Genomic DNA, 25,679 nt, shown 5'->3' with positions numbered 1-25,679 from the left:
TCAAAGGCCCAGCGCGTGCAGCGCGGACCCGGCCGCGCTGCACTGATACTTTCAGATTACCGATCACCGCATCGCAGCGAAATAACTGTGGGGCGAGCCCTACACAACCCCATGCGCCCAAGCGCGGGCCGCCTCACTCCTGCTGTGCAACGAAGCGATTGCGCAAGAGCCCCAGCCCCGAAATTTCGACCTCCACCGTATCCCCCGCCACGATGCGCGGCGACCTGCCATCGGTGCCCATCCAGATCACATCGCCCGGGTACAGCGTGAGGTAGCGCGTCATGCGGCTGATGAAGGTGCGGATGTCGTAGAGCATCTCGCCGGTACGGAAATGCGTGCGCACCTTGCCGTTGACGCGCACCGTGGTCTCGGCCGCGTCGATGTCGAAGTCGGTCTCGATCCACGGGCCCATGGGCTTGAAGGTGTCGCAGTTCTTGGAGCGCCAGAAGGTGCGATCGGAGGCCTGCCACAGCCGCTCGCTCACGTCGTTGCCGATGGTGTAGCCCAGCACGCACGAGAGCGCGTCGGCCTCGCTCAGACTCTTGGCCTCGCGCCCGATCACCACGACCAGTTCGCCCTCGTACTCGATCTGCTGCGCGTCGGGCGGAATCACCACGGCCTCTTCATGCGCCACCAGCGCGTTGACGGCGCGATAGCCGATGTCGGCCTGCGGCGGAATGGCCACGGGGTTGCCCGTCTGCTCGGCGTATTCGCGGATGTGCTTCACGTAGTTGAGGCCGGCCGCGTAGAAGGTGCGCGGCACGAGCGGCACCTCGATCTTCACATCGGCCAGCCGGTGCACGCGGCCGGTCGGCTCATGTGCATCGAAGGGCGTGCCGCGCACTTCGCGGATGCTGTCATCGGCCTCGAGGAGGCCGTAGGCGGCGGTGGCGCCGGGCGCCGAGAAATGAATCCAGCGCATGCGTCATTCCGCCTTGATGTTGGCGCTTCGGATGAGCTCGGCCCAGCGCGCGCGGTCCTTGGCGAGCCAGTCGCGGTACTCGGTCGGGCCCAGGTGCTTCACGTCGGCACCGAGCGAGCGCAGCTTCTCCTGCAGCGCGGGCTTGGCCAGCGCCGCGGCGATGGCGCTGTCGAGCTTGTCGGCAATCGGCTTGGGCAGCCCCGCCGGCGCGATGAAGCCGATGGGCTGCGAATACTCGTCGAAGCCCGGGAAGCCGAGCTCGCTAGTGGTGGGCACCTGCGGGTAGTCGGCGTGGCGCTTGGCGGTGGTCACGGCCAGGATGCGCAGCTTGCCGCTCGAGACGAACTCCGACGCGCCGATCATCGGGAAGAACATGAAGTCGACGCGGCCCGACATCACCTCGGTGAGCGCTGGCGCGTTGCCCTTGAAGGGGATGTGGTTCATGTGCGTGCCGGTCTTCTGCTCGAGCAGCGCGGCCGCCAGGTGCGCCGAGCCGCCCACGCCGGCGGTGCCGTAGGTCACGGCGTCGGGCTTGCTCCTGGCTTTCTTCACGAGATCGTCCAGCGTCTTGTAGGGCGAGTCGCCCGCCACCACGATCAGCTGCGGCAGCACGGCCACCATGCTGACGGGCGTGAAGTCCTTGATCGGGTCGTACTTGATGCGCGCGGGCTGCAGCAGCGGATTCACGTTGTGCGAGATCGTGTTGACGATGAGCGTGTAGCCATCGGGCGCTGCGCGCTGCACGAACTCGGTGGCGATGTTGCCGTTGACGCCCGCCTTGTTCTCCACGATGACCGACTGTCCCAGCGTCGCGCCGATGTCCTGGCCCAGTACGCGCGCGAGCACGTCGGTGGGCCCGCCGGCGCTGTAGCCGACGATGAGGCGGATGGGCTTGTCGGGGTACGTGCTGTCGGCGCGTGCCGGGAGCGAGGCCACGCCCAGCAGCGCGGCGACGGTGAGGGTGGCGGCGCGCAATGCGATGCGCCTGTTCTTCATGCTCTTCGGGGTTTGTCTCGTCATGGTTTTGTCTCTTTCAAGGCATCAGGAAATCGCGGGTTCGATGTGGCGCGCAGGTACGCGCTCGCGGGACGCGGGCTGATCGGGCGACGCGGCCTCGACGGGCCGCAGCAGATCGGCCGTGAGGTGCTGCACACCGGGCGCGCCGCACAGCCGCATGGTGCGCAGGAGTTCGTCGTGCAGGATGCTGAGCGCGCGATGCGCACCTTCGTCGCCAGCGGCTACGGCGCCATAGAGCGTCGCGCGGCCCAGAAGCACGCCATGCGCACCGAGCGCAATCGCCCGTGCAATGTCGCTGCCGCGCCGTATGCCGCCATCGACCATCACGGGCACGCGCCCGGCCACGCCGCGCAGCACCTCGGGCAGCGCCTCCAGGCTGGCGATGGCGCCGTCGAGCTGGCGCCCGCCATGGTTCGACACGACGATGGCGTCCACGCCCATCTTGGCCAGGCGTTGCGCGTCGTCGCCGCGGCTCACGCCCTTGACGATGAGCTTGCGCGGCCAGCGGTCGCGCACCTGGGCCAGGCGTGTCCAGTCGAACGCGGGGTCGTAGCTGCGGCCGACCGACGAGGCGATGGCCGTCGCGCTGGTGGCGGCGGCTTCGAGCCCGCGCAGGTTCTCCATCACCGGCATGCCGCGCACGAGCATGTCCAGCGCCCAGCGCGGGCGCGAGGCGAAGTCGAGCATGTTGCGCGCCGAGAAGCGGAACGGGATCGAGAAGTGGTTGTGAAAATCGCGCTCGCGCTTGCCGCCCACGGGCAGGTCAACGGTGATGACCAGCGCCTCGTAGTCGGCGTGGTGCGCGCGCTCGACGAGCTGCCAGAAGAAGTCCTGGTTGCGCAGCACGTAGGCCTGAAACCAGTGGCGCCCCGGCGCGCGCGTGGCGATGGTTTCGATGGCGGTGGTGGCGCTGCTCGACAGCGTGTACGGAATGCCCAGCTTCGCGGCCGCGGTCGCGAGCGCGAGATCGGCATTGCGGCAGCCGAAGCCGGCCGCGCCCGTCGGCGCGATGGCCGCGGGCATGCCGGCCGGCGCACGAAGCAAGGTGCAGGCCGACGAAGCAGCGGCCACATCGACCAGCACGCGCGGCGCGAAGCGCCAGTGCGCAAAGGCCTGCACGTTGGCGGCGAGCGTGCGCTCGTCCTCGGCGCCGCCGTCGTAGAAGTCGAACACGGCGCGCGGCAGGCGGCGGCGCGCGAGCGCGCGCAGGTCGGCGATCGAATAGCAATCCGCGACCTCGCGCGGCGCGCGCCACGCCGTCATGCGCCCAGCGCCTCGGCCACCTCGGCCACCTCGCGCGGCGTGCCGTCGTCGTGGAAGAAGCGCGTGGCCATCACCTGGCAGCGCTTGATGAGCCGGGGCTCATCGGGCCGGTAGTCGGGAATGGCGTTGTGGATGGTGCCCATGTTGTCCCACATCAGCACATCGCCGACCTGCCAGCGGTGCGCGTAGCGGTACGCGGGCTGGGTCTGGTGCGCGAACAGGAACTCCAGCGCCTCGTCGCTCTCGCGCTTGTCCATCTCGTTGATGCGCACCGCGTAGCCGGGGTTGGCGTAGAGCACGCGCCGCCCCGTGATCGGGTGGCGCAGGAACAGCGGGTGCGACACCGGTGGCTTCGCCGCGCGCTGCGCGGGCGTGAGCGGCGGACGCGTGCTGCCGCGCTCGCGCCTCATCATTTCCCAGAACTTGTCGAAGTCGTGCAGCACGGTCATGCCGTCGAGCCGCTGCTTCCATTCGTCGGGCAGCCCGTCGTAAGCGGCGTGCATGTTGCAGAACTCGGTGTTGCCGAGCGGCTGGCCGTCGCGGTGCGGAATCTGCATGCCGTAGAGCACGTTGGTGAACGCGATCATGTGGCTGTACGACATGTCGGTGTGCCAGTCCTGCCCCGCATCGGACAGGCCGATGGGCTTGCCGTTCTCCACGATGTTCGACAGCACCATGACCTCGGGCAGCCCCGGCTCCTGGTAGGCGCCGGCCACGTTGACCTCCAGGCGCCCGAAGCGCGCCGAGAACGCGCGCAACTGCGCGGGCGTGAGCTCCTGCTTCGGGTAGCTCAGCACGCCGTGGCGGCCGAGCGCCTGCAGCAGTTGCCCGAACACGTCGTCCGGCAGCGGCTGCGAAAGGTCGAGGTTCTCGATGCGCGCGCCGAGCGTGGCGCCGCTGGGAGTGATGCGAAGGGTCATGCGTGTTTCCTGGGGCGGGTGTTGCGAGGTTTGTAAAACGACAGGCGCTCAGTACGCCGCGTCGAGCAGGGCCCGCACCTCGGCCGCATCGGCGACCTGGCGCGGGTTGTAGTAGAGGCCGCGCTCGCGCATCGTCTTGGCGGCGATGCGTTCGAGCGCGCTGTCGGGCACGCCGATGTCGCGCAGGCGGGTGGGCACGCCGATGCCGGCCTGCAGCGAGCGGATCGCGCGCACGAGCGATGCCGCGTCGTTGCCGGCGCCTAGCGCGGCGGCGGCACGTGCGAGCGCGGGAGCGGCGGCATCGGCATTGAACGCCACCGCGTGCGGCAGCATCACCGCGTTGGCATCGCCATGGCCCACGCCGGTGACCGAGCCGATCGCGTGGCAGATGGCGTGGTGCAGGCAGGTGCGCGCATTCACCAGCACCAGCCCCGAGAGGTGCGCCGCATACAACAGCGCGGCGCGCGCGGCCACGTCCTGCGGGTCGCGGTGCACGGCCGGCAGCGCGGTCGCGAAGCGCGCCATCGCCTCGAGCGCGATGGTCTCGGTGAGCGGCGAGCGCTCGCGCGAATAGAGGCCTTCGATGCAGTGCGCCAAGCCATTCATGCCGGTCGCGCACATGAGCGCCGCGGGCACGCCGAGGTTGGCGCGCGGATCGATGAGCACCAGCCGCGCGGCCAGCTGGATGTCGGAGAAAAGGAGCTTGGCGCCGTCGTCGTCGCGCACGCCGAGGCTCACCGTGACCTCGGCCCCCGAGGCCGTGCCCGGGATGGCGACGATGGGGAGCTTGGGCGCCACGAGCCGTGGCGCGACCAGCGTGGCGGGCGGCGTGAAGCGCACCGCATGGTCGGCCAGCCGCCCGCCCTCGGCCATCAGCAGCGCGACGGCCTTGGCGGTGTCGGAGGCACTGCCGCCGCCGATGGCGACGAGGCCGTCGACGCCTTCGGCGCGTGCTTGCGCCGCGAGCTGCTCGACAAGGCGCACGCTCGAATGCGCGAGCACGGGCTCGGCCAGCACGAACGACGTGCCTTCGATCGACTGCATCGCGCCGGTGAACAGTTCCGATGCGCGGGTGCGCGCCCCCGACAGCAGCATCGGCCGCGCGATGCCGAGCGCGGCGAGCTCATCACGCAGGCTCGCGACCGCGCCCTCGCGCAGCACGAGCCGCGTCGCCGGGCTGCGGTGCTGGAATTCGGCGGGCAGTGGAGAAAGTGCGGGGAGATTCGTCATTGCGTAAAGGCGAAGGCCGCCGCCATGCGTTGCTCGGCGATGCGCCAGCCCTGCCCCGCCACGAGGCGGAACGTGGTCGTCACGAGGTTGAAGCGGAACGGGCCGTCAATCGTCGGCACATGGCCCTCGCTCAGGCTGGCCGGATATCGGTAGGCGGTCATGTACGCCTCGACGACAGCGCACGTGCCGTCGGCCGCCTGCTCGGCGACGAAGGCATTGCTCATCACGTGCCGCGTGTCGTGGGCCGCGGAGCGGGCCTCGAGCGCCGCGCGCACCGCCGTCTTGCCTTCGAGCCACTGGCCCTGTCGCAGCCAGCGGCAGTCGTCGGTGAAGAGCGCGAGCATCGGCGCATAGCGGCGCTCATCCAGGTGATGGAAGAAGCAATGCAGCTGCTGCGCCAGCGCCGGCAGCAAGCCGGCCGCGGAAGATTCGGTGATGTTCATCTTTTGTTTCATTTCGCCCCGCCCATGAAAGGCTTGTCCCGGCGTTTCACTCGAGTCTAGGAGCGAGGTTGCCGCTTGGGTCACCCTGTTCGACAATCCATGGTTTCCGATTTCGAAACCTTGAAAGCCCACCCATGGACCGTTTGCGCTGCCTCCAGGTGTTCAGCGAAGTGGCGCGCTGCGGCAGCTTCCTGCGGGCCGCGACGCAGCTGTCGCTCTCGCGCGCGACCATCACCAAGCACGTGGCGTGGCTCGAAGCGTCGATGGGCGCGCAGTTGCTCAAGCGCACCTCCAAGCAGGTCGCGCTGACCGAGGCCGGCGCGCGCGTGCTGGCCTCGGGGCGCGAACTGCTCGAGCGCTACGACGCGATCGAAAGCGAGGTGCGCGATGCCGTGCACCTGCCGCGCGGCGCGATCCGCGTGGGCACGCCGCCCTCGTTCGGCGCCTATCACCTCATGCGGCTGATGGCCGAGTTCACGCGGCGCTATCCGGACATCGAGGTCACGGTGGTGCACGACGACGGCCGCTCGGACCTCGTGGCCGAGGCGCTGGACCTGTCGATCCGCATCGCCGCGTCGCTGGAAGATGCGAGCTACGTCGCGCAGCCGCTGCTCGTGTCGCCGCAGGTGGTGGTGGCCGCGCCTTCGTACCTGCGCGCGCAGGGCCGGCCCGTCAAGGCGGCGGACCTCGTGCATCACAACTGCCTCGTGCACACCGTCAAGTCGGGCGCGGGCGTGTGGCGCTTCGAGGGCCCCGTGCGGCAGGAGGTGCGCGTGCGCGGCACCGTGCGCTCCAACCTCGGCGATGCGCTCAAGCAAGCGGCGCTGCAAGGCGCGGGCATTTCGGTGCATCCGCACTACATGGTGTCCGAGGAGCTGCGCGCGGGCACGCTCGAAGCGCTGCTGCCCGGCTGCGTGCCCGAGGCGATGGTGATCAACGTGGTGTTCTCCACGCGCCGCAACATGCCGGCGCGGGTGCGGCATCTGCTGGAGTTTCTGAAGGAGTGGTCGCGCAATCCGCCCGAGTGGGCTGTGCCGCGCTTATCGCCGCCGGCGTGAAGCTGCAGAATGGCGCACGGCAACAAGCAGCCGCAAGGAGCCCTCATGCGAATCCGCGAACTCGCCACCGGCCTGCAATTCCCCGAAGGCCCGATCGCGATGGACGACGGCTCCGTGCTGCTCGTCGAAATCGCACGCGGCACGCTCACGCGCGTGCGGCACGACGGGCTGGTGCAGGTGGTGGCAGACCTCGGCGGTGGCCCGAACGGCGCGGCCATCGGGCCCGATGGCGCGGTCTACGTGTGCAACAACGGCGGCTTCAAATGGCACACCGAGGCCGATGGATGCCACCGCCCCGTGGGGCAGGCCGAGGACTATTCAGGCGGCCGCATCGAGCGCGTGAACCTTGCGACCGGCCGCGCCGAGCGCTTGTTCGACGCGGTCGAAGGCGGCGCACTCTGCGGCCCCAACGACATCGTGTTCGACGCGCACGGCGGCTTCTACTTCACCGACCTGGGCAAGACCCGCGAGCGCGACATGGACCGCGGCGGCCTCTTCTACGGACACGCCGACGGCAGCGCCGCACGCGTGATCGCGCAGCCGGTGATGACGCCCAACGGCATCGCGCTTTCGCCCGACGGCGACACGCTCTACTACGCCGAGACCGAAGGCGCGCGCCTCTGGGCTTTCGACATCACCGCACCGGGCCGCGTGCGCAAGGACGGCTGGCCCTCGCCGCACGGCGGCCGCATGCTGTGCGCCTCGCCCGGCGGGCACTACCAGCGCTTCGACTCGATGGCCGTCGATGCGCTCGGCAACCTCTGCGTGGCGACGCTGCTGCACGGCGGCATCAGCATCGTCGCGCCCAATGGCGGCACCGTCGAGCACGTGCCGCTGCCCGACCGCTACACCACCAACATCTGCTTCGGCGGGCGCGACCGGCGCACGGCCTACGTCACGCTCTCGGGCAGCGGCCGGTTGATCGCGATCGACGACTGGCCCACGCCCGGGCTCGCGTTGAACTGCGAAGCCTGAGCCACTTCGCGCTCAGGCCGCGGCAAGCGCAGTCAGTCCAGCGATGCCCCGGTGAGCTTCACGAGGTCGGCGTAGCGGCCGAGCTCGGCCTTCCAGAACGCGGCGAAGCTGGCGGCATCGCCGGTGCGCACCTCGGCACCGATGTCGGCGAGCCGCTTGCCCAGGTCGCCTGTCTTGAAAGCCGCCTGCACCGCCGCGTTCAGCCGGTCGACCACGGCCGTCGGCGTGCCCGCGGGGGCGGCAAGGCCGTACCAGGCGTTCATGTGCATGCCTTTGATCCCGAGCTCGTCGAAGGTCGGCACGCCCGGCAACATGGGATGGCGCTTGTCGGAGGCGACGGCGATGGCGCGGATCTTTCCGCCCTTGACCTGCCCGTACGCCCCGGTGTCGAGCATGTAGTCCAGTTGCCCCGCCATCACGTCGGTCAGTGCCGGCGAACTGCCCTTGTAGGGCACATGGATCGCATCGATGTGCGCGACCGACTTGAAGAGCTCGCCCGCCAGGTGCGCCGAATTGCCGACGCCGCCCGATCCGTACGAAAGCGTGCCGGGCTTGGCTTTCGCCGCGCTCACGATGTCGGCGGGCGTCTTGTAGGGCGACGCGGCCGCCACCACCATCACGCTCGGAATGATGGCCAGCGACGCGACCGGCGTGAAGTCCTTGACCGGATCGAAGCCGGTGCGCTTGTAGAGATAGGGATTGGCGGAGTTGGTCGAACTCGTGGCCAGCAGCAGCGTGTAGCCGTCGTGCGGCTGGCGAATGAACTGCTGCGTGCCGATGTTGCCGCCGGCACCGGCAATGTTGTCGACGATGACCGATTGCCCCAGTTGCACCCGCAGGGCCTCCGCCACCGCGCGCCCCACCGAGTCAGTCGCACCGCCCGCGGGCCACGGCACGATCAGGCGGATCGGCTTCTGCGGATAGGCCTGCGCCCACGCAGCCGGTGCCGACAAGGTGGCCGCCAGCGCGACGGCAGACGCGCAGAGCCCGAGGAAGATTCGCTTGTGCTTGTTCATGGGTCTTGTCTCTTCTTTGGTTGTTTGCCGTTCAGGCGGCGTTGTGGAACCAGGCTTTCAATGCAGGCCGAGCCGGTGCAGCGTTTCTTCCAGCTCGAGCAGCTCCACCGTGGAGCTTCCGTTCGCAATCGCGCGGCGAAAGCCGGCTTCTTTTGCCTCGCGCGCCTGTGCGCTCGCCAGCACGCGCTCGACCGCGTCGGCTTCGACCATGACGAGGCCGTCCCGGTCACCGACGACGATGTCTCCGGGCCGGACCACCGCGTCGCCGATGCACACGGGCACGTTCAGGCGCCCTGGCTGGTGCTTGCCGGTGCCCTTGATCGACAGGCCGCGGCAGAACACGGGAAAGCCCATCCGCACGATGGCGTCGGCATCGCGCACCGCGCCGTGCAGCACCAGCCCCGCCACGCCGCGCGCCATGGCGGCTTCGGTCAGCACGTCGCCCCAGGGGCCGGCTTCCATGAAGCCCTTCGCATCGACCACCAGAACGTCACCCGGCTTCGCCTTGAGCAGCGCGTAGTGCAGCATGAGGTTGTCGGCGGGCCGCATGTCCACGGTGAGCGCAGGCCCCACGAGGCGGCTGGCCGCATCGAGCGGTTTCAGGCCGCTGTCGAGCGCGCCACAGGCGCCCTGCGCTTCGTACACGGTGGCGGCGCCCAGGAGGCGCAGGCTTTCAAGCGCCTGGTTCTGCAGTTGTTGTCTCATGGGTGCGGATGATCACCCGATGAACTCCTGAACGACAGCGCCGATTTCTGGAGATAACTTCAGATATTCAGAGCTTCCGTGGGGCCTTGCGCACGGCCGCCAGCGTCGCGAGCATGGCGGCAACCAGCGGCCCTTCCTCGTCGGCGCGTGTCACGGCCACCACCGTGGTGAGCGCCTTGAGCGGGGGCAGCCTGACGAAGGCCACGTCGCTCTGCGCACGCTGCGCCACTGAAGCCCCGACCACTGCATAGCCCAGCCCCGCCGCGACGAGCCCGAGCGCGGTATGGATCTCGATGGCCTCGTGCCCCACGCGCGGTTGCATGCCCAACGCACGAAGCTGCCCGATGACGTGCTGCGCGAAGGAGCTCTGCGGGTCTTTCGGATAGCTGATGAGCGGCAGCCCCGCGAGCTCGGCCAGCGAGACCTTGCCTCGCTTCGCCGCGCGATGGTCCGCGGGAAGCGCGACGACGAACGGGTCTTCGAACAGCAGTTCATGGCGCAGGTCCGGGGGCGGCTCCTGGGGGCCGGCGAAACGCGACAGGCCGATATGGATGCGGCCGCTGCGCAGTTGCGCCGGTTGATGTTCGGACAGCAGCTCGACCAGGTCGAGCTTGACGTCGGGGTGCCTCTGCCGGAAAGCGCGCACCGCATCCGTCAGCACGGAGTTGAGCAGCGAGCGGACGAAACCGATGCCGAGCCAGCCGCTCTTTCCGCTGGCCACGTCGCGGGTCTCTTCTTCCAGCCGCTGGCCGTTGGCCAGCAGTTCTCGCGCGCGCGGCAGGAAGAAGAGCCCCAGCGGGGTGAGCTTCATGGGCCTGGCGGTCCGATCGAACAGCATCCCTCCCAAGCCTTCCTCCAGCTGCGCGATCTGCATGCTGATGGCCGTGGGCGCGACGAACAGGCGCTCGGCGGCGCGCGCGAGGGTGCCGTTGTCGGCCACCTCGCAGAAGTAGCGCAATTGACGAAAGTTCATGGTGGGGAATCGTGCCACGGGCACGCGGCCCCCGGGTGGCTGCAAACCCGTGCAGGCGGCCTGCAGCGAGGCCTAGGACACGACCTGGTAGTACAGGTTCTGCGGATGCTTGGCCTGCGCGAAGAAAAACCACCGTTCGGCCAGCAGCCCCGGCGCCTGCACCAGCACCGCGAGCAGCCACGGCAGCACCGCCGCGCTCGCCAGGCCCCACACCAGCAGCAGCGCGGGCAGCGCGAAGGCCAGCAGCAGAAAGCCGAGCTTGATGTTCTTCAGCGCCGCCAGCGATGCGCCATGAAAGAACTCGCGCGTGTTGAACGAACCGGCCGACATGCCCATCGATTTCTGCACCAGCTTCTCGGTGCGGATACCGGTGGCCGATTGCAGCGTCGACTTGTGGCGGATGCCCGCGTTGCGCCGCAAGGCCTGCCCGCGCGCGGCCCACGCCGCGAGCGTCGCGGCGAGCGCGCACGGTCCGAAGACCTGCACGAAGCGCGCTTCGCCGGCCAGCGCCGCCATCGCGCACGCCAGCACCAGCCCCGACGACAGGCCGATCAGCGTGAAGTTGACGATGGTGAGCGGATGCGCCCACTCCTCGATGAAGCGCAGGCACGCATAGATCATCGCCGTGCAGTACCAGAGCGCGACCGCGCCGATGAGCACCAGCACGGGCAGCAGCCACGCCCACGGCGCGCCCACGCCGAAGCGCAACGATAGCCACCACAGCGCCACAAGCGCGATGAAGCCCGGCAGCACGATCACCTCGCGCGACATCCAAGAGGTGCGCCACATCAGCACCGCGCGCCATGCACGGGTCTTGCGGCCCAGGTGCATGAACGAGGCCGCAAGCCCGGCCACGAGCAGCACTTCGGCCACGCCCAATGCGATCGTCAGGAAGCCCGGCGCCATCTCCAGGCCGAACAGCGCGCCGAGCGCCAACGTGAACACAAGGCCCTGCGCCGCGCCGGCCAGCGTGGTGAAGAAAAGAATCGAGAACGCGGGATGCATGCCCTTACCCCTATTGGCCCTGCACGTCGGTCGACTGCGTGATGCGCCGCGGCAGGTACTGGTTCGCCGGGTTGGTCTCCCACTCCGGCATCAACTGGTAGCCGCCACGTTCGCGAATCGCCTTCGACACCTCGGAGTCCGGGTCCTTCACATCGCCGAAAAGCCGCGCGCCCGTGGGGCAGGCCTTCACGCAGGCGGGCTTGCGGTCTTCCTTGGGCAGCATCTCGTCGTAGATGCGGTCCACGCAGAGCGTGCACTTGGTCATGACCTGGCGTTCTTCATCGAGTTCGCGCGCACCGTAGGGGCAGGCCCATGCGCAGTACTTGCAGCCGATGCACTTGTCGTAGTCGACGAGCACGATGCCGTCTTCCTTGCGCTTGTAGCTGGCGCCCGTGGGGCACACGGGCACGCAGGGCGGGTCTTCGCAGTGCAGGCAGCTCTTGGGCAGGTGCACCGTCTCGGTCGCCGGAAAGCTGCCCGCCTCGTAGGTCTGCACGCGGTTGAAGAAGGTGCCGGTCGGGTTGGCGGCATAGGGCCGCTCGTCGGCCAGTGGGCCGGCGCTGCCGGAGGTGTTCCATTGCTTGCACGAGGTCACGCAGGCGTGGCAGCCGACGCAGACGTTGAGGTCGATGACGAGGGCGAGTTGCTTGGCCAGCGTCTCGCCCTGCTCCGCGCGCAGGCTCGGCTGCGTTTCCGCGAAGCTGGCGCTGGCGGTGGTGCCGCCCATCAGGTCCTTGAGCCACTGCATCATTTCTTGCCCCTCCCCGCAAAGTACGTCAACACACTCGCCGCCTTGCCCAACACCCCGGGCGGACTCGGCATGCTCGCCATCTGCGGAAAGCTCTCCTCGGGCTCACCGGGTTCGGCCGGCCGTATGCGCACGCGCACGTCGTACCAGCCCGCCTGCCCCGTGATCGGATCGGAATTGCTGATGCGCCCGCTCGCCGTGCCTTCGCACGGCAGCTCCTCGCTGATCAGGTGGTTGAGCAGGAAGCCCTTGCGCGCCTCGTCCGAACCGGGCGCCAGCTGCCAGGCGCCATCGGCCTTGCCGATCGCGTTCCACGTCCATACCGTGCCCGGCTCCACCGCCTCGCTGTAGCGCAGCATGCAGCGCACCTTGCCCCACTGGCTCTCGACCCAGCACCAGCCACCATCCGCGATGCCCGCGGCCTCGGCGGTGAGCGGGTTCACATGCAAATAGTTGTGGCTGTGGATCTGCCGCAGCCACGCGTTCTGCGAATCCCACGAGTGGTACATCGCCATCGGCCGCTGCGTGAGCGCGTTGAGCGGATAGGCCTTCAGGTCGGTCGCCTCCTCTTCGAGCGGCGGGTACCAGAACGGCAGCGGATCGAAGTATTTCTCGATGCGCTCGCGCAGCGCATCAGGCGGCTGCCGCCCCGCGCTCTTGCCTTGCGCCGCGAGGCGAAAGCTCTGCAGCGTGTCAGAGTACAGCGCCAGCTGCACCGGGTCGTTGCGCTGGCGCCAGCCCTTGTCTTTCGCGAAATCGAGGTACTCCCGGTTCCAGTTGCGCATGTAGTGCATGGTCTCGGGCATGTGGTACTGGAACACGCAGTTGTTCTGCGCGTACGCCTCCCACTGCTTCGGGTTCGGCGCGCCGCGCAGGTGCTCGGTGCCGTCCTTGCCGCGCCAACCCATGAGAAAGCCGATGCCCGGCTGCGGCTCGAAGTTGACGACGAAGTCCGGGTACCCCGTGTACTTGCGCCCGCCCTCCGGCGTGGTGAAGGCCGGAAACTTCAGCCGCGAGGCCAGCTCGATCAGCACCTCCTGGAAGGGCCTGCACTCCCCGGTGGGCGGCACCACCGGCACGCGCACCGAATCGACCGGCCCGTCGAACTCCGAGATCGGCCGGTCGAGCATGCCCATCACGTCGTGCCGCTCCAGGTACGTGGTGTCGGGCAGCACGAGGTCGGCGAAGGCCACGGTCTCGCTCTGGAAGGCGTCGCACACCACGAGGAAGGGGATCATGTGTTCGCCCTTCTCGTCCTTGCGGTTGAGCATCTCGCGCACGCCCATGGTGTTCATGCTGGAGTTCCACGCCATGTTGGCCATGAAGATCAGCAGCGTGTCGATGCGGTACGGGTCACCCTTGACCGCATTGGTGATCACGTTGTGCATGAGCCCGTGCGCCGACAGCGGGTGTTCCCACGAGAACGCATGGTCGATGCGGATCGGCGAACCGTCGGGGTTGATCGCCAGCTCTTCGGGGTTCGCCGGAAAGCCCAGCGGCGCGGCGTTGAGCGGCGTGTTCGGCTGGATCATGCCGGGGTCGTTGAACGCGCGGTAGTTCGGCACGATGTGGCGCGGGTACGGCGCCTTGTGCCTGAAGCCACCGGGCGCATCGATGGTGCCGAGCACGCTCATCAGCACTGCGAGCGCGCGCACGGTCTGGAAGCCGTTGGAGTGCGCCGCAAGGCCGCGCATCGCATGGAAGGCCACGGGCCGCGCCTGCGTCGTCGGGTGCTTCTTGCCCCACGCATCGGTCCACGGAATCGGCAGCTCGAAGGCCTGCTGCAGTGCGGTCTCGCCCATCTCGCGCGCGAGCTTGCGGATGCGCGCCGCATCGATGCCGGTGATGCCCTCCGCCCACTCGGGCGTACAGAGCGCCACGCGCTCGCGCAGCAGCTGGAACGAGGGCGCGACGCGCGTGCCGTCGGCCAGCGTGTAGTGCCCTTCGAGCGCCGGGTCGCAACCGTCGGCGATGCCCTCGGGGTACGCGGGCTTCACGCTGCCGCTGGCCATGTCCCACACGAGCTTGTTGTGCGGGTTGCGTCCGTCGCCCGGCACGCCGCGCTCGGGGTCGAACGCGAACAGCCCTTCGCGCTCGCAGTCGTCCAGCACCACGAGCTGCGGCGCATTGGTGAAGCGCTTGAGGAACGCATGGTCCACCAGCTCGTTGCCGATGAGCTCGTGCAGCAGCGCCATGAACAGCGCGCCATCGGTGCCGGGCTTGATCGGAATCCACTCGTCCGCAATCGCCGAATAGCCGGTGCGCACCGGGTTGATCGAGATGAAGCGCCCGCCCGCGCGCTTGAACTTGCTGATCGCGATCTTCATCGGATTGCTGTGGTGGTCTTCGGCCGTGCCGATCATCACGAACAGCTTGGCGCGCTCCAGGTCCGGCCCGCCGAATTCCCAGAAGCTGCCGCCGATGGTGTAGATCATTCCCGCGGCCATGTTGACCGAGCAGAAGCCGCCGTGCGCCGCGTAGTTGGGCGTGCCGAACTGCCGCGCGAAGAGGCCCGTGAGCGCCTGCATCTGGTCGCGCCCCGTGAAGAGCGCGAACTTCTTCGGGTCGGTCGCGCGGATCTTGCCGAGCCGCTCGGTCAGCATGTCGTAGGCGCGCTCCCAGCTGATGGGCTCGAACTCTCCCGCGCCGCGCTCGCTGCCGGCCTTGCGCAGGAGCGGCTGCGTGATGCGCGCGGGCGAGACCTGCTTCATGATCCCCGAGGAGCCCTTGGCGCAGATCACGCCCTGGTTCAGCGGGTGGTTCGGGTTGCCGTCGATGTAGCGCACCTCGGGGCCCTTCTCGCCCTCGCGCAAATGCACGCGGATGCCGCAGCGGCAGGCGCACATGTAGCAGGTGGTGGTCTTGACCTCGGTGTCCGCCGTGGGCGTCGGCGCGGTAAGCGGATCGTGCACGGGCTCTCTGGACAGGAAACTGAACACTGGCGGTCCTTTGTTTTCAAGCGGGGCAGCGCCGATGTTAGGGAGCCGCGATCGATCGGAAAAGCGGAGAATATCGCTCACCATGACCGGAAAAACAGATCAACAGCTCTCGCCGCGCCTGCGCCTGAACCTGCGCCATCTCGAAGTGTTCGTGGCCACCGCGCGCGGCGGCAGCACCCGCGCCGCGGCCGACCGCGTGGCGCGCTCCCAGTCGGCGGCGAGCAGCGCGCTGGCCGACCTGGAAACCTCGGTGGGCGCGCTGCTGTTCGACCGCATTGGCCGGCGCCTCGTGCTGAACGAGAACGGCCGCGCGTTGCTGCCCAAGGCGCAGGCGCTGCTGGACCAGGCGGGCGAGGTGCAGGCGCTCTTCAGCGGCGAGCATGCGGCGCCGCTGCGCGTGGCAGCCAGCTTCACCATCGGCGAATACCTGCTGCCCGAGCGCGTGTCGCAATGGACCGCGCTGCACCCGCAGAGCCAGGTTCACCTGCACATCGCGAACACGCGCGACGTGATCGAGGCGGTGGCGGGCTTCGAGGTCGATGTGGGCTTCATCGAAGGCCCGCAGACGCACCCCGACCTCGTGGTGCGCGCGTGGCGCGAAGACGAACTGGTCATCGTCGCCGCGCCGGGGCACGCGCTCGCGAGGCGCATCGCCACGCACCGCCAGCTCTCGCAGGCCACATGGGTCCTGAGAGAGCTGGGCTCGGGCACGCGGCAGGTCACCGATGCGTGGCTGATCCAGAACCTGGAGCAGGTGCACGTGGGCTTCGAGCTCGGCAGCACCGAGGCCATCAAGCGCGTGGTGGCCTCGGGCACGGGCCTGGCCTGCCTCTCGCGCTACACGGTGGCGCAGGCGCTGGAAGACGGGCACCTCGTCGAGCTGCGCACGCGGTTGCCCGCGGGCATGCGGCGGCTCGCAACGGTGATGCACCGCGACAAATTGCTCGGCCGCGCGACCGCCGATTTCCTTCGCCATTGCGGCGCGACCGTGCCGCGCATGCCGGCCGCTCGCTAGCGTCCACCCACGCGGTCAGGCCGGCCGCGACAGCAGGTGCACGTACTCGTACTGCGCCGTGTTGATGGTCGAGACGCGGTACTCCACCGGCTTGTCGCCGAAGGTGAGCGCGGTGCGCCGCACCTCCATCACCGGCGCGCCCGGCGCCACGCCGAGGATGCGCACCACGCTGCGGTCGGCCGACATCGCGCGGGCGCGTTCGCGCGCCAGCGTCACGGTGATGCCGAACTCGGTCTGGTAGAGGTGGTAGATGGTGCTCGGCCGCTCGCGAAAGCGCTTCTCGGTCAGGCCCTTGAAGAGCAGCGCGGGCAGCGTGAGCCGGTCGTGGATCACCGCCCTGCCCTGCAGCAGCAGGCGGTTGTCGATCTGGATGGCCGGCTCGCCGGTGCGAAGGCCCAGCGCCTGCGCGGGCTCCTCCTCCATGCGCACGCGCTCGAAGGCGACGAACTCCACCTGCGGCGCTTGCCGGAGGCCATCGCTGCGCTCGACGTGGAAGAACTGGAACATGAAGCGGTCCGCGTTGTGCACCGCAACGAAGGTGCCGCGGCCCTGGCGCCGCACGAGGATGTGCTCGGCCACGAGGTCGTCGGTCGCATGGCGCAGCGTGCCGATCGATACGCCGAGCGCCGCCGCCAGTTCGCTTTCGCTCGGCAACGTGTTGCCGGCCGCGCAGCGCCCGGACTCGATGGCTCGCAGCAGCGAGCGCTTGACCAGACGGTAGAGCGGCGCGCCCGCGGCATCGGCGGGAATCGGTTCGAACACGGAGGGGTCGGTCGGGCGTGGCATGGCGCGATTGTTCGGCCGCATCGCGATTCATTCAAGTCATTCATATGACCTGTTTGACACCCGGAGACACGCACTCGGACACTGGCCCCGCTGCAAATTCTCAGCGAGTCACAACAGGAGACAACGATGATTCATTTCGTTCTGCACGACGCCAAGGACACGGTCGCGGTCGTGGTGGTGGAAGGCGTCAAGGCCGGCATGTCGCTCACCGGCTGGATCATGGACGAGGACCGGATGACCAGCGTCGATGCGCGCCAGGACATCCCCATCGGCCACAAGGTCGCGCTCAAGGACATGGCCACCGGCGACACGGTGTGGAAGTACGGCATCGACATGGGCAAGGTGGTCGCGCCGATCAAGGCGGGCGAGCACGCGCACGTCCAGAACATCAAGACCAAGCGCTGGTAAGCACCCGCCTCGCTTCGCCCACCTTCATCACCCACGAATCCGAAAGCACAGCATGTCCATCATTTCCAAAGACACCACCTTCCTCGGCTATCGCCGCGAAAACGGCCGCGTCGGCGTGCGCAACCACGTCATCATCCTGCCGCTGGACGACCTCTCCAACGCCGCCGCCGAAGCTGTGGCCCACAACATCAAGGGCGCGCTCGCCATTCCGCACCCTTACGGGCGCCTGCAGTTCGGCGCCGACCTGGAGCTGCACTTCCGCACGCTGATCGGCGCGGGCTGCAACCCCAACGTGGCCGCCGTCGTCGTCATCGGCATCGAGGACAGCTGGACGCAAAAGGTGGTCGACGGCATCGCCGCCACGGGCAAGCCGGTGGCCGGCTTCGGCATCGAGGGCCATGGCGACCACGACACCATCCTGCGCGCGAGCAAGGTGGCGCGCGAGTTCGTGCAGAACGCGAGCGAGAAGCGCCGCGAGCCCTGCGGCATCCATGAGCTGTGGGTCTCCACCAAGTGCGGCGAGAGCGATACCACCTCCGGTTGCGGCTCCAACCCCACCGTGGGCAACGCCTTCGACAAGCTCTACGAGACCGGCAACACGCTGGTGTTCGGCGAGACCTCCGAGATCACCGGCGGCGAGCGCATCGTGGCCGACCGCTGCCGCACGCCCGACGTGAAGGAGCGCTTCATGTTCATGTTCAACCGCTACCAGGACATGATCAACCGCCACAAGACCAGCGACCTCTCCGACTCGCAGCCCACCAAGGGAAACATCGCGGGCGGCCTCACGACCATCGAGGAAAAGGCGCTGGGCAACATCCAGAAGATCGGCAAGAAGTGCCTGGTCGATGGCGTGCTCGACAAGGCCGAGGTGCCCACCGGCCCGGGCCTGTGGTTCATGGATTCGTCCAGCGCCGCGGCCGAGATGGTCACGCTGTGCGCCGCCTCGGGCTACGCGGTGCACTTCTTCCCCACGGGCCAGGGCAACGTGATCGGCAACCCGATCCTGCCGGTCATCAAGATCTGCGCGAACCCGCGCACCGTGCGCCTCATGAGCGAGCACGTCGACGTGGACACCTCGGGCCTGCTGCAGCGCGAGATGACGCTCGACCAGGCCGGCGACCAGCTGCTCGAATGCATGCTGCGCACCGCCAACGGCCGGCTCACCGCGGCCGAGGCGCTGGGCCACCGCGAGTTCGTGATGACGCGCCTGTACGAATCGGCCTGAGCGCGCCATGAAGCGCATCGTCATTGCGGAGTTCATGGACGCCGCCGCGGTCGCGCAGCTGCGCGCGCGGCACGACGTTCTCTACGACGTGGCCCTGGTGGACGACGGCGCCCGCCTGTTCCGCGAAGCCAAGTGGGCCAACGCCCTCATCGTGCGCAATCGCACGCAGGTGCGCGGCGAGCTGCTCGATGCGCTGGCCCAGTGCACGGTGGTCGGACGCCTGGGCGTGGGGCTGGACAACATCGACGTGGCCGGCTGCGAGGCGCGCGGCATCCGCGTGATTCCGGCCACGGGCGCGAATGCGCTGAGCGTGGCGGAGTACGTGATCGCGAGCGCGATGCTGCTGCTGCGCGGCGCCTATGCCTCGACGGCCGAGGTGGCCGCGGGCCGCTGGCCGCGCAATGCGCTCTCCAGCGGGCGCGAGCTCTCGGGCAAGACGCTCGGGCTGGTCGGCTTCGGTGCGATCGGCCAGCTGACGGCGCGGCTCGCGAAGGCGCTGGGCATGCGCACCGTGGCGTTCGACGCGATGCTGCACTCGGGCCATCCGGCGTTCGCGGAGAACGGCACGCAGGCACTCGGCCTCGACGAGCTGGTGGCGCAGGCCGACGTGGTGAGCCTGCACGTGCCGCTGGTCGATGGCACGCGCAACCTGTTCGGCGCGGCGCGCATCGCGGCGATGAAGGGCGGCGCGGTGCTCGTGAACACCTCGCGCGGCGGCATCGTCGACGAAGCCGCGGTGGCGCTCGCGCTGCGCGAAGGCCGGCTCGGCGGTGCGGCGCTCGATGTGTTCGATGCCGAGCCGCTCGCGGCCAGCGCGCACTTCGAGGGCTGCCCCAACCTGCTGCTGACGCCGCACATCGCGGGCGTGACGGCCGAATCGAACGAGCGCGTGAGCAGCCTCATCGCGCAGAAGGTGCTGGAGGCACTCGAACCATGACCACGTTGACCCTTCAGGAAGCGCGGAAGGCCGTGGCCGAGACCCTGCGCGCAGCCGGCGCCAACGAAGCCATGGCCACGGCCACCGCACGCGCGCTGGTGCTGGCCGAGGCGCAAGGCCTGGGTTCGCACGGCCTCGGCCGCGTCGCCCAGTACGCCACGCACCTTCGCAACGGCCGCGTCAACGGCGACGCGGTGCCCACGCTGCGCCGCGAGAAGGGCGCCGCCGCGCTGGTCGATGCGCACGAGGGCCTGGCCTTCGCCGCGTGCGAGATGGCGGTGGCCGAAGCCATCGCCCGCGCGCGCGACTTCGGCATCGCCATCGCGGGCGTGACCGACAGCCACCACTGCGGCGTGGTGGTCGACCACCTGCGCGCGGTGGCCGACGCGGGCATGGTCGGCCTGGGCTTTGCGAACTCGCCGGCCGCGATGCCGGCGGCGGGCGGGCGCCACCCCATCTTCGGCACCAACCCGGTGGCGGCGGTGTTCCCGCGCCGCGGGGCGCTGGCGTTGATGATCGACCTGAGCCTTTCCGAAGTGGCGCGCGGCAAGGTGATGGTCGCAGCGAAACAGGGCAAGCCCATTCCTCTCGGCTGGGCCGTGGACCACGACGGCCGGCCCACCACCGACGCGCAGGCCGCGCTCGAAGGTTCGATGCTGCCCATCGGCGCCGCGAGCAGCCCCAAGGGTGCGATGCTGGCGCTGGTGGTCGAGCTGCTGGTCACGGCGCTCGTCGGCGCGCAGTTCGGCTTCGAGGCCTCGAGCTTCTTCGAGGATGCGGGCAACCGGCCGCGCATCGGCCAGGCCTTCATCGTCATCGATCCCGGCGCGCTCGTAGGGTCGGCCAGCTATCTGGACCGCGTCGAGGTGCTGGTGGCCGAGATGCTGTGCGACGACGGCGTGCGCCTGCCCGGCGCGCGGCGCGAAGACCTGCGAAGGCGCGCGGAGGCCGAGGGCATCGAGGTGCCCGATGCGCTGCTCGCGCAGTGGCGACGGTAGACACCGATAGGCGCCGCAGAGCGTCACTCCCCCCGAACACAACAACAGGAGACAACACGATGAAACGACGCGAATGGATGCAAGGTGCCGGCGCGCTGGCGGCGGCTGGATCGCTCGGTGCGCTGATCCCCACGCTCGCCAGGGCACAAGGCGGCGACTACCCCAAGCCCGATGCCACGCTGCGCTACGTGGTGCCCTTTCCGGCGGGCGGCCTCACGGACGTGATGGCGCGCCAGATCGGCCAGCAACTGGGCGAGCGCTGGAAGGTCAGCGTGCTGGTGGACAACCGCCCCGGCGGCAACGGCCAGATCGGCGCGGACCTCGTGGCCAAGGCGGCGCCCGACGGCAACACGCTGCTGGCGATCACGCTCACGCACGCGGCCAACGTGACGCTGTTTCCCAAGTCGCCCTTCAACTTCCAGAAAGACCTGCGCCCGATCGCGCTGATCGCGGGCAGCCCGATGCTGATCGTGGTGCCGGTGGCCAGCCCGATCCAGGACCTGAAGGGCCTGATCGCCGCGGCGAAGGAGCGCAAGCTCAACGCCGGCTCCAGCGGCAGCGGCACGCCGCCGCACCTGACGCTCGCGCTCTTCAACGACCTGAACAAGTCCGCCATCCAGCACGTGCCCTACAAGGGCGGCGCGCCCTGCATGACCGACCTCATCGGCGGGCAACTGGACGTGGTGTTCTCCAATATTCCCGAGTCGATCCCGCATGTGAAGGGCGGCAAGCTGCGCGCGCTCGCCATCGCGAGCAAGGCGCGCTACCCCTTGCTTCCCGACGTGCCGACGACGGCCGAGGCCGGCATGCCCACGCTGCAGGTGGAGAACTGGACGGGGATGATGGCACCCGCCGGCATGCCCGATGCCGCGGTGCAGAAGCTCGGCGCGGAGGTGCTGAAGATCCTCGCGCAGCCCGGCCTGGAGGAGCGCATGCGTCAGCAGGGCTTCGTGATCGATGCGCGCGGGCCGGAGCGCTTCGCGCCCTTTCTCACCGAGGAGATCGCGCGCTGGGCGCACGTCATCAAGGCCGCCGACATCCAGCCGAGCTAGCGCTCAGCCGCGCAGCACCTGCGCGGTGTGGCGCGCGATGACCGCTTCTTCGTCGGTGCGCAGCATCCAGGCGCTCACGGGGCTCTCGGGCGTCGTGAGCCGCGCATGGCCCGCGCCGTTGGCAGCGGCATCGACGTGCACGCCGAGCCAGTCGCACTCTTCGAGGATGCGCTCGCGCAACGCGCTCGCGTTCTCGCCGATGCCACCCGTGAAGATCACCGCATCGACACCGCGCAATGCGGCCGCGAGGCTGCCCATGTGCTGCACGACCTGCTCGGTGAAATGCGCGATGGCTTCGGCCGCTTCGGGTGCGGCGGAGGCTTCGAGCTCGCGCATGTCGCTCGACACGCCCGAGAGGCCCAGCAGCCCCGATTCGCGGAACAGCAGCGTCTCGACCTCTTCGGCCGACATGCCGTGCGAGCGCATGAGGTAGAGCACGACGGCCGCATCGAGGTGCCCGCAGCGCGTGCCCATCGTGAGGCCATCGAGCGGCGAAAAGCTCATCGTCGTCGCGACCGAACGCCCCTCTGCCATCGCGCACATCGAGGCGCCGTTGCCCAGGTGCGCGACGATCACGCGCTTGTCCGCCAGCTCGGGCGCGAGGCGCGTGAACTGCGCGACGATCGATTCGTATGAAAGCCCGTGAAAGCCATAGCGCCGCACGCCTGCATCGTGCAGCGCACGCGGCAGCGCGAAGCGGCGATTGACCTCGGTCTGCGTCGAATGGAAAGCGGTGTCGAAGCACGCCACCTGCGGCACGCCGTCGAACGCCTTCATCGCGGCGCGCACGCCCGCCAGGTTGTGCGGCTGGTGCAGCGGCGCGAGCGCCTCGAGCGCGGCCAGCTCGGCGAGCACCGCATCGTCGATGCGCACCGGCGCCACGAAGTTGACGCCGCCATGCACGATGCGATGGCCGACCGCGGCGATGCGATCGCCGTCGCCCTGCTGCGCATGCCATTCGAGCAGCGCGGCGAGCGCGCCCTGGTGCGAGCGCCGGTCGCTATCGAGCGCCGCGTCGTGCAGCGTGCGCCCCTCTGCATCGCGAACGCGCAGCCGCGCCTTCAGTCCGGTGCCGAGCCCATCGGCCTGCCCCGACCAGCGCGCGGCCGGCAAGGCATCGCCGTCACCCTCGCCGGCCGCCGCGAACAGCGCGACCTTGATCGACGACGACCCGGCGTTCAGCGTGAGCAGCGATTCGGTCAGACGTAGTCCTTGTACTTGTCCAGGAAGCGCACCGGCTTGGAGAGCGCGTCGCGGCGGAACGGGTCGCCCAGCTCGCGGGTGCACATGATCTCGATCACGCAGGTCTTGCCCTCGTTCATCTGCATGTCGATGGCCTTCTTGAGCGCGGGGCCCACGTCTTCGAGCTTGTCGACCACGATGCCCTCGGCGCCCATCGCCTTGGCGATGCCCGCGAAGCTCTCGCTCTCGAGCTCGCCCGCGACGAAGCGGCGATTGTAGAAGTCCACCTGGTTCTTCTTCTCCGCGCCCCACTGGCGGTTGTGGAAGACCACGGCGGTCACCGGAATGTCGTGGCGCACCGCCGTCATGATTTCCGACATGCTCATGCCCCAGGCGCCGTCACCGGCGTAGGCCACGGCCGGGCGGTCGGGCGCGGCGCACTTGGCGCCGATCATCGTGGGCAGCGAGTAGCCGCAGTTGCCGAAGCTCATCGGCGCGAAGAAGCTGCGCGGCTCCTCGAAGCGCAGGTAGCTGTTGGCAATCGCGTTGATGTTGCCGATGTCGGTGGAGACCATCACGCGCGGCGGCATGGCCTTCTCCAGCTCGCGCAGCACCTGGCGCGGGTGCAGGTAGCTGCCGCCCGTCGGCGTCTTCTCGCCCTTGGCTTCTTCGATGGCGTCGAGGCTGAACTGGTCGCGCTCGTGGGTCCACTCGTCGAGCTCTTTTTCCCACGCGGCCTTCTCGCTCTTGATCTTGTCGGCGCGCTCGGCCTTGTTGGCGTCGCACGCGAGCGTCTTGCCCTGCAGGCGCTTGAGCAGCTCCTTGGCGGTGGCCTTCGCGTCGCCGTGGATGCCCACGGTGATCTTCTTGACCAGCCCGAGGTTGGTGTGGTCGGCCTCGACCTGGATGATCTTCGCGTCCTTCGGCCAGTAGTCCATGCCGTGCTGCGGCAGCGTGCCGAACGGGCCCATGCGCGAGCCGAGCGCGAGCACCACGTCGGCCTGCGCGATGAGCTTCATCGCGGCCTTGGAGCCCTGGTAGCCGAGCGGGCCCGCGGCGAGCGGATGGCTCGCGGGGAACGAGTCGTTGCGCAGGTACCCGTTGGCCACCGGGGCGCCGAGGCGCTCGGCCAGGGCCTTGCATTCCTCGACCGCATCGCCCATCACCACGCCGCCGCCCGAGAGGATCACCGGGAACTTGGCCGAGGCCAGCAGTTCGACCGCGGCGTTCAGGCTGTTCTCGCCGCCCGCGCCGCGCTCCACGCGCATGGGCTTGGGAATCTCGGTGGTGATCTCGCCGTAGAAGTAGTCGCGCGGAATATTGAGTTGCGTCGGGCCCATCTCGGAGATGGCGCGGTCGAAGCAGCGCGCCGTGTACTCGGCCATGCGCTTGGGGTTGTTCACATGGCCCTGGTACTTGGTGAACTCCTGGAACATCGGCAGCTGGTTGGCCTCCTGGAAGCCACCCAGGCCCATGCCCATGGTGCCGGTCTCGGGCGTGATCATCACGACCGGGCTGTGTGCCCAGTAGGCGGCCGCGATCGCGGTCACGCAGTTGCTGATGCCGGGGCCGTTCTGCCCGATCACCAGGCCATGGCGGCCCGAGACGCGCGCATAGCCGTCGGCCATGTGCGCGCCGCCCTGCTCGTGCACCACCGGAATCAGGCGGATGCCGGCGGGCGCGAAGATGTCCATCGCGTCCATGAAGGCCGAGCCCATGATGCCGAAGATGTCGGTCACGCCGTTGGCGACCATGGTCTCGACGAAGGCCTCGGAAGGGGTCATCTTCTGCACGCCGGTGACGGCTTCGCGGGCGGGTGCGGTGGGTTTCTTCTGGCTCATGGAAGCGTCTCCTGATAGGAATGGGGCGGGGTCGGGCGAATGCTGCAGCTCAAAAAGTCGGAACCGCTTGTTCCGAATTTCTTTCCGGCGGAATATAGGACGGCAAGGCGCCGGCGTCAAACAATTTACAAAAATCGGTACGCCTTGTCTTGTTTTTTGTAAAACAACTATGATCCGCCGCATGAAGATCGTCAAAGGCCTTTCCCTCGGCGTTTCGCCGGAAGCAACCGAACCGGCGGGCGACACGCCCACCATGCGCCTGTTCGGCCTGCTCGAAGTCATGGCCGCCAAGGACCAGCGCTACTCGCTGCAAGGCCTCGTCGAAGAGACCGGCATGCCCAAGCCCACGCTGCACCGCATGCTGCAGCAGCTCGAAGGCGCGGGGCTCCTGCAGCGCGAAGGCGACGGGCGCCACTACGGCATCGGCACGCGGCTGCGGCGCCTGTCGGAGAACCTGCTCTTCAACGACAGCCTGCACGGCGCGCGCCACACGGTGCTGCGCCAGCTGGGCGAGGAGATCGGCGAGAGCTGCAACCTCACCTCGCTCTCGGGCAGCGAGGTCGTGTACCTGGACCGCGTGGAGACCGCCGCGCCGCTGCGCTTCTACCTGCACCCGGGTTCGCGCGTGCCGGTGCATTGCTCGGCCAGCGGCAAGATCTTTCTCTCGCAGATGAGCGCGGCACAGCGCCGCCGCCTGCTCTCCAACGCGCCGCTCGAAACCTACACCGCCAAGACGCTCACCGACCCCGCCGCGCTCGAGAAGGAAGTGCAGCGCGTGCGCAAGGACGGCTTCGCGATCGACAACGAGGAGTTCCTTCCAGGCCTCCTCTGCATCGCCGCACTGGTGCCCTCGGGCGACGAGGCGCCCTCGAACCTGTGCATCGCGGTGCAGGCGCCGATCATGCGGCTCGACGCCGCCAAGGCAAAGACGCTGCTGCCCGCGCTGCAACGCGCCGCGCTCGCATTGAGCCGCATCGACACCGACGCGGGCAACGACCGCGCCTCGGCCTGATCCCTA

Annotated in this window: 24 protein-coding genes; 9 read left to right on the top strand and 15 right to left on the bottom strand. The window is 68.9% G+C overall.

The window, feature by feature from the left end; genetic code table 11:
* Positions 1-133 precede the first annotated feature (133 nt).
* The 6 genes from ACZYRS_RS10525 to ACZYRS_RS10500 are packed head-to-tail and all read right to left on the bottom strand — an operon-like array spanning position 134 to position 5,795.
* On the bottom strand, positions 134-922 hold the full coding sequence (locus ACZYRS_RS10525; protein WP_463419199.1) for a fumarylacetoacetate hydrolase family protein: 789 nt from the start codon (positions 920-922) through the stop codon (positions 134-136).
* A 3-nt stretch (positions 923-925) separates the two neighbouring features.
* Positions 926-1,942, bottom strand: a complete 1,017-nt coding sequence (locus ACZYRS_RS10520) for a Bug family tripartite tricarboxylate transporter substrate binding protein (protein ID WP_463419198.1) — start codon at positions 1,940-1,942, stop codon at positions 926-928.
* Positions 1,943-1,963: 21 nt separating this feature from the next.
* Positions 1,964-3,202, bottom strand: coding sequence for an alpha-hydroxy acid oxidase (locus tag ACZYRS_RS10515; RefSeq protein WP_463419197.1), 1,239 nt, complete (start codon positions 3,200-3,202; stop codon positions 1,964-1,966).
* Positions 3,199-4,122 carry a TauD/TfdA dioxygenase family protein gene (locus ACZYRS_RS10510; RefSeq protein WP_463419196.1) on the bottom strand — a complete coding sequence of 308 codons (924 nt, stop codon included), beginning with the start codon at positions 4,120-4,122 and terminating at the stop codon, positions 3,199-3,201. Before ACZYRS_RS10510 ends, ACZYRS_RS10515 begins: the two co-directional genes overlap by 4 nt.
* Positions 4,123-4,170: 48 nt before the next feature.
* Positions 4,171-5,352 (bottom strand): iron-containing alcohol dehydrogenase family protein, encoded by a 1,182-nt coding sequence (locus tag ACZYRS_RS10505; RefSeq protein ID WP_463419195.1) that lies wholly within the window; start codon positions 5,350-5,352, stop codon positions 4,171-4,173.
* The gene (locus tag ACZYRS_RS10500; protein WP_463419194.1) at positions 5,349-5,795 is read right to left on the bottom strand and encodes a nuclear transport factor 2 family protein; all 447 of its coding nucleotides are present in this window, start codon (positions 5,793-5,795) and stop codon (positions 5,349-5,351) included. The genes ACZYRS_RS10505 and ACZYRS_RS10500 overlap by 4 nt, the downstream gene beginning before the upstream one ends.
* 134 nt (positions 5,796-5,929) lie before the next feature.
* Here ACZYRS_RS10500 and ACZYRS_RS10495 point away from each other — a divergent pair, with 134 nt between their 5' ends.
* Together ACZYRS_RS10495 and ACZYRS_RS10490 are read left to right on the top strand one after the other, a co-directional pair.
* On the top strand, positions 5,930-6,853 hold the full coding sequence (locus ACZYRS_RS10495; protein WP_463419193.1) for a LysR family transcriptional regulator: 924 nt from the start codon (positions 5,930-5,932) through the stop codon (positions 6,851-6,853).
* A gap of 45 nt (positions 6,854-6,898) precedes the next feature.
* Positions 6,899-7,828: an SMP-30/gluconolactonase/LRE family protein gene (locus ACZYRS_RS10490; protein ID WP_463419192.1), complete on the top strand. Its 930-nt coding sequence runs from the start codon at positions 6,899-6,901 to the stop codon at positions 7,826-7,828.
* Positions 7,829-7,860: 32 nt separating this feature from the next.
* Here ACZYRS_RS10490 and ACZYRS_RS10485 read toward each other — a convergent pair whose 3' ends face one another.
* From ACZYRS_RS10485 to ACZYRS_RS10460, 6 genes are all read right to left on the bottom strand, one after another.
* On the bottom strand, positions 7,861-8,844 hold the full coding sequence (locus ACZYRS_RS10485) for a Bug family tripartite tricarboxylate transporter substrate binding protein (protein WP_463419191.1): 984 nt from the start codon (positions 8,842-8,844) through the stop codon (positions 7,861-7,863).
* A gap of 57 nt (positions 8,845-8,901) precedes the next feature.
* Entirely contained in the window at positions 8,902-9,549 is a 648-nt protein-coding gene (locus ACZYRS_RS10480) for a 4-carboxy-4-hydroxy-2-oxoadipate aldolase/oxaloacetate decarboxylase (protein ID WP_463419190.1), read from the bottom strand.
* Between the two features lie 67 nt (positions 9,550-9,616).
* Positions 9,617-10,522: a LysR family transcriptional regulator gene (locus tag ACZYRS_RS10475; RefSeq protein WP_463419189.1), complete on the bottom strand. Its 906-nt coding sequence runs from the start codon at positions 10,520-10,522 to the stop codon at positions 9,617-9,619.
* Positions 10,523-10,594: 72 nt separating this feature from the next.
* The gene (locus tag ACZYRS_RS10470; protein ID WP_463419188.1) at positions 10,595-11,527 is read right to left on the bottom strand and encodes a dimethyl sulfoxide reductase anchor subunit family protein; all 933 of its coding nucleotides are present in this window, start codon (positions 11,525-11,527) and stop codon (positions 10,595-10,597) included.
* 10 nt (positions 11,528-11,537) lie between these two features.
* Positions 11,538-12,278: a 4Fe-4S dicluster domain-containing protein gene (locus tag ACZYRS_RS10465; RefSeq protein ID WP_463419187.1), complete on the bottom strand. Its 741-nt coding sequence runs from the start codon at positions 12,276-12,278 to the stop codon at positions 11,538-11,540.
* Positions 12,275-15,214 (bottom strand): molybdopterin oxidoreductase family protein, encoded by a 2,940-nt coding sequence (locus ACZYRS_RS10460; RefSeq protein WP_463419186.1) that lies wholly within the window; start codon positions 15,212-15,214, stop codon positions 12,275-12,277. The genes ACZYRS_RS10465 and ACZYRS_RS10460 overlap by 4 nt, the downstream gene beginning before the upstream one ends.
* An 82-nt stretch (positions 15,215-15,296) precedes the next feature.
* Between ACZYRS_RS10460 and ACZYRS_RS10455 the strand changes: the two genes are divergently transcribed.
* Positions 15,297-16,229, top strand: a complete 933-nt coding sequence (locus ACZYRS_RS10455; RefSeq protein ID WP_463419185.1) for a LysR family transcriptional regulator — start codon at positions 15,297-15,299, stop codon at positions 16,227-16,229.
* A 15-nt stretch (positions 16,230-16,244) separates the two neighbouring features.
* Here the strand turns inward: ACZYRS_RS10455 and ACZYRS_RS10450 are convergent, their stop codons facing one another.
* A complete protein-coding gene (locus ACZYRS_RS10450) occupies positions 16,245-17,015 on the bottom strand; it encodes a GntR family transcriptional regulator (RefSeq protein WP_463419184.1) in 771 nt (256 codons plus the stop codon).
* A 126-nt stretch (positions 17,016-17,141) separates the two neighbouring features.
* On the opposite strand from ACZYRS_RS10450, the gene ACZYRS_RS10445 reads away from it, so the two are divergent.
* From ACZYRS_RS10445 to ACZYRS_RS10425, 5 genes are read left to right on the top strand one after another with little or no spacing between them, the layout of a single operon-like run.
* The gene (locus ACZYRS_RS10445) at positions 17,142-17,423 is read left to right on the top strand and encodes a UxaA family hydrolase (RefSeq protein ID WP_093238744.1); all 282 of its coding nucleotides are present in this window, start codon (positions 17,142-17,144) and stop codon (positions 17,421-17,423) included.
* Between the two features lie 52 nt (positions 17,424-17,475).
* Positions 17,476-18,651: a UxaA family hydrolase gene (locus ACZYRS_RS10440; protein WP_093437190.1), complete on the top strand. Its 1,176-nt coding sequence runs from the start codon at positions 17,476-17,478 to the stop codon at positions 18,649-18,651.
* 7 nt (positions 18,652-18,658) lie between these two features.
* Positions 18,659-19,588 carry a hydroxyacid dehydrogenase gene (locus tag ACZYRS_RS10435; RefSeq protein ID WP_463419183.1) on the top strand — a complete coding sequence of 310 codons (930 nt, stop codon included), beginning with the start codon at positions 18,659-18,661 and terminating at the stop codon, positions 19,586-19,588.
* Positions 19,585-20,586: an Ldh family oxidoreductase gene (locus ACZYRS_RS10430; protein WP_463419182.1), complete on the top strand. Its 1,002-nt coding sequence runs from the start codon at positions 19,585-19,587 to the stop codon at positions 20,584-20,586. The genes ACZYRS_RS10435 and ACZYRS_RS10430 overlap by 4 nt, the downstream gene beginning before the upstream one ends.
* 59 nt (positions 20,587-20,645) lie before the next feature.
* Positions 20,646-21,638 (top strand): Bug family tripartite tricarboxylate transporter substrate binding protein, encoded by a 993-nt coding sequence (locus ACZYRS_RS10425; RefSeq protein ID WP_463419181.1) that lies wholly within the window; start codon positions 20,646-20,648, stop codon positions 21,636-21,638.
* A gap of 3 nt (positions 21,639-21,641) precedes the next feature.
* Here the strand turns inward: ACZYRS_RS10425 and ACZYRS_RS10420 are convergent, their stop codons facing one another.
* Positions 21,642-22,841 (bottom strand): acetate/propionate family kinase, encoded by a 1,200-nt coding sequence (locus ACZYRS_RS10420; protein WP_463422475.1) that lies wholly within the window; start codon positions 22,839-22,841, stop codon positions 21,642-21,644.
* The gene (gene xsc / locus ACZYRS_RS10415) at positions 22,838-24,661 is read right to left on the bottom strand and encodes a sulfoacetaldehyde acetyltransferase (protein WP_463419180.1); all 1,824 of its coding nucleotides are present in this window, start codon (positions 24,659-24,661) and stop codon (positions 22,838-22,840) included. Before xsc ends, ACZYRS_RS10420 begins: the two co-directional genes overlap by 4 nt.
* Before the next feature lie 181 nt (positions 24,662-24,842).
* On the opposite strand from xsc, the gene ACZYRS_RS10410 reads away from it, so the two are divergent.
* Positions 24,843-25,673, top strand: coding sequence for an IclR family transcriptional regulator (locus tag ACZYRS_RS10410; RefSeq protein ID WP_463419179.1), 831 nt, complete (start codon positions 24,843-24,845; stop codon positions 25,671-25,673).
* The last annotated feature ends 6 nt before the right edge of the window (positions 25,674-25,679 follow it).

This window comes from Variovorax sp. AC194, from assembly GCF_979257995.1.
This window is presented reverse-complemented; position numbering and strand designations above follow the sequence as displayed.